Origin of the sequence: Aneurinibacillus sp. UBA3580, assembly GCF_002375825.1 — a bacterium.
Classification (GTDB): Bacteria; Bacillota; Bacilli; order Aneurinibacillales; family Aneurinibacillaceae; genus Aneurinibacillus; species Aneurinibacillus danicus.
The window spans coordinates 1-3,682 of the sequence record NZ_DFMZ01000038.1; the positions used below are offsets into that span (position 1 = coordinate 1).

A 3,682-nucleotide genomic window follows, 5' to 3' on the forward strand; every position below is an offset into this window, starting at 1 on the left:
ACGATTTTCACAGAAAACCACCATGGCATCTCAGCCGCAACCCCGGCATGAAAATGATGGGAGAGAGGCTGACTTTTGCGGTACGAAGGGAAAGAGAGAAGAGAACGAGGAGAGGATTTTAATGGTGAAAAAGGCGAAGGCCTTTTTCTTCCTTAGCTCTTTTTTCCTCACTCTTCTCCTTCTTTCCTCACGATTTTCACAGAAAAAAACAGGCGCCAGACGGCGTCTGTTTCTCTTACCGGGGCGGGATTGGCACCTTTAGTACCGTACCGGCGTATAAATTCTGAATCCCGTTGTAACGCGCAAGATAAAATTGATATTTTCCCGTTCCGTAATACATGACAGAAATTTTATATAGTGTATCGCCTTTTTGTACCCTATGACGCAGAATTCGCTTTTGCGCCTTCGCCGGGGCTTTTTTTGCAACAGGCGCCGGTTTTGCTGCGGAACTCTGCGGTGCTGTCGCTTTGGCAGAAGATGTCTGTGATGCAGCAGGAGGCTTTACGCTTCCCGAAGTCTGCGCCTGCGATCCGGCCGGATTCTGAGACGGACCCGGATTCGCCGGGGCCGGTTTGGCCTGCGGTGAAGGCGCAGGAGAAGACGGTGTCTTCGTCTGACCGTCTTTGGCCGGGGCTTGCTTTCCGGTTTCAGACGCTTTCGATTGGGTCTGCGGCTGGGCCGTGGAAGGCTCGCTTCGCGCCGCGTACCACAAGAAAACAAGGCCGCCTATCACGAGCAGCAGCAAAACGCCGGCAATATAATAATACGGTGTAAGATTTAAAGGCGGCTTTCTGTGCACGGTACTGCGCGGCGGCAGCGTACCGGTAGGTATTTTATTCGGCCGTTCTACCTGTGGCTCTATCGCGCTTTGTTCCGCTTCATTTTGCCGCTCTACCAGCTTTCGCAGCGCATCAGACTGATCCGAATGGTTACGTTGTTTCTCGCTCATCGGCATCCCCATTTTCTTTGTTTTCATTTCTCTCTTCTCTATTCGCTTTTTGTAAGGATTCTCCTTCCTTTGGCGAGAAAAACCATCCTTTTCTTACAAAACATCCAAGAATAAAATCAACTAAAAAGTGGGTCCACACTACAGCCCAGACGGTTCCCGTCTTATCAAACAGCCACCCGAACAGCATGCTGATTAAAAATACGACGGCCATCATCACCCACTTCTTGAGATAGCGCACATGTACAAGCGCAAATAACACGCTTGTCCACCATACGCCCAACCCCGGCTGGATAACAGCACGGAACAGAAATTCTTCCGCCAGCGCTACCACCAGGCATACCAGTGCGATGTGCCAGACAGGCAAATCACGGAACAACAGCTCGTTTAATCCTCCGTCATCAAACATCTCCGGCGGCAGCCAGACAATCAAGACAATCTCCACTGCCACCACCAAAAGCGCAAGCAGTGTACCGTACACAAATACATCTGCTATATGAGGGGCAAGAAATCGTCCTATCCAATCAACCCCCGGACGAATATAAAAAAAATACAGCCCTGCAAGTCCTATGACAAACAAAATCGCCTGGGAAATATATACGTTTAGCGCCAGCGTTCGACTATCCAAATGTGCATATCGCGGATCCATTTTACTCTTCCCTTCTTTGGTGTCAGGAAACCGGAAGCAGAAGATCCAGCTCACGCCGCCAGTCCCATCGTTCCTGTGGCTGCACCGCATCCGGCATCTGTCGTTCATAGAGCTTCATATCAATACCGCACCGGTCACAACAACTGGCAAGCGCCGTCCGGTGCTCCTGAGAGAAGTACCTTCCCAGTGCTTCCCTGCGGCATGTCGCTTTCGAAAGCCAGTTCCGCATCTCCTCTAATTTATCATATCTTTCGTTACGGCGGCGGAAAACCGCACCGACAAGCTCCCCGCACTGTTCCGGGAATGACGAAGAGATTTCGAACTCCCACCCTTCTTTCGAGCGGCGGGGTCGATGTATCCATTCCATCCGTTCCATATGATAGAGCAGAATGGACAAATGCTGAACTTCAAGCGCCCACCGCTCCAGGGCTTCCTGTTCGGTTAGCTGTATAGTTTGGCCGCGATGAGGTTTAAGGAATGCTGTAAATCCACATATCTGCTTCTCGCCCGGATACTCTTCGGCGATAAGCTGCCCGGGCAGCACTCCGTCGTCAGGCGTCGATAAGAGGCAAGCATACCCAGGTGCGCCGTCCCTGCCTATACGCCCCACTTCTTGCAAGTACGATTCAATATCCGGCGGAACATGGTAATGCAATACAAAACGAATATCCGATTTGTCGATTCCCATGCCGAATGCGTTCGTGGCGAAAACGATATCCAGTTCATTATTTATGAATTGTTGCTGAATCAACATCCGGTCTTCCGCCCCCATGCCTCCATGATAAAACGCACAGCGCCCGATATTGTGCTCCTGTGCCTGCAAAAACGCGCGTTCCGTACTGTTACGCGAACGGAAATATACCAGGCCCGGACCTTTCAACGTCCGCAATTTCTCAAACAGAACCGCTTCCTTCTCCCGTTCATCGGAGAGAAATGCTACATCATAGCAAATATTCTCTCTGTTGATCGACTGCAGCACAATATGGTCTGCAGGAATTGCAAGCTGACGGCAGATGTCCCGCTGCACCGCTTCGGTCGCCGTCGCCGTGAGCGCCAGCACCGGCGGATTTCCCAGCTGCCGAATACAGGCATGCAGCCGCTGGTAATCGGTGCGGAAATCATGGCCCCACTGAGAAATGCAGTGCGCTTCATCGACGACAAACAATGAAATTGGGATATGCACGAGCTGCTCCATGAACGCTTCCTGCTGCAGTTTTTCCGGGGACACGTATAAAATCTTCACTTTCCGTTCCATAACCTGGCGCATCTTCCAACGCTGTTCTCCTATCGAAAGTGTGCTGTTAATATATTCCGCATGCTGAATGCCCCTGCGCCGCAATTGGCGCACCTGATCCGCCATCAGCGAGATCAACGGCGAGATAACGACAGTCATCCCGGGGAACAGCAGTGCGGGCAATTGGTAGCACAGCGATTTGCCGCCACCGGTCGCAAGGATGCCGAGCGCATTCTCACCCACAAGCGGATAGCGCATAATATCAAGCTGTCCGGCCCGAAATGCATCATATCCAAAATAACGTTTAAGCGCTGCATGCAGCGCCTGTTCTTGTGCTTGTTCTATGGTTGTCCACCTCCCCTGGGCGCACGCACGGATGCAAGGCGAATCTCAAGATAGCTATATTCTTCACCCGCCTCCCGTCTGATTTCCCCGATTTTCTTTGTTCCCTTCTCCCGCATAATTGCGTGAATTCGATCCATCTTCTGCCGGGATACGAACCGACTAATATCGAAGGAGGGGTCGGCAATGGCAATTTCAACCAGATGATCCTCGATTGTGCCGGGTTTAAGCCTGCGCCGCTTTACAATCTCTTTAAATGAATAGCCCATATCGAGCAACGCCTTTGTCTGCTGTGCCGTCCGGGTCAACATCGCCTCGCCCGCCCGGCTGTCAGCAAGCTCCGACAACACCGGATAGGCACCGGAAGCCAGGCGCGCAAGCTGCTCTGCGGCCAATCTAATGATATGCAGAGCCGCGGCTCCTTCATCCGTTCCAATCGCGTCTGCCAGTTGCCTGTATGTCAGGCCTGCTCTCGCTTTTCCACTTAGGCGGCGCAGGATAATCTGACGCT

4 protein-coding genes are annotated in these 3,682 nt (G+C 52.1%); all 4 read right to left on the reverse strand.

Annotated elements, in window-relative coordinates; translation table 11 throughout:
- Positions 1-235: 235 nt before the first annotated feature.
- Entirely contained in the window at positions 236-949 is a 714-nt protein-coding gene (locus B2899_RS06030; protein WP_286884491.1) for a LysM peptidoglycan-binding domain-containing protein, read from the reverse strand.
- On the reverse strand, positions 930-1,595 hold the full coding sequence (locus B2899_RS06035; protein ID WP_170230163.1) for a CPBP family intramembrane glutamic endopeptidase: 666 nt from the start codon (positions 1,593-1,595) through the stop codon (positions 930-932). Before B2899_RS06035 ends, B2899_RS06030 begins: the two co-directional genes overlap by 20 nt.
- Before the next feature lie 22 nt (positions 1,596-1,617).
- Complete coding sequence (locus tag B2899_RS06040) at positions 1,618-3,207, reverse strand: ATP-dependent DNA helicase RecQ (RefSeq protein ID WP_349679043.1); 1,590 nt, start codon at positions 3,205-3,207, stop codon at positions 1,618-1,620.
- Positions 3,171-3,682: helix-turn-helix domain-containing protein (locus B2899_RS06045; RefSeq protein ID WP_286884493.1), on the reverse strand; the 512-nt coding region annotated here is incomplete at its 5' end. The genes B2899_RS06045 and B2899_RS06040, both read right to left, overlap by 37 nt.